Below are 253 nucleotides of genomic sequence, written 5' to 3' on the forward strand. Positions count from 1 at the left end.
GAGGAGATTTAACAAATGTAGATTTAACAGACACAACAAGTGACTGGGCAACTGCAGATTGTGATGGTGATGGAGTAAGTAACTTAGACGAGGTGGATCCTGATGGAGACGGTGTTCAAGGACCAAACGACACCGATCCAACCGATGCTTGTGAGTTTACTGCAACAGGTATTACTTTACCTGTAACAGCGATTACAGATTGTGATGGCGATGGAGAAACAAGTGATACGGATCCAAATGATACGGATCCATG

General features: G+C 43.9%; 1 pseudogene. It reads left to right on the top strand.

The features are described 5' to 3' along the window. Positions 1–253, top strand: a pseudogene (locus ACVCXO_RS00030) (hypothetical protein); the annotation flags it as partial.

It is taken from the genome of Lacinutrix sp. MEBiC02404, assembly GCF_053601575.1.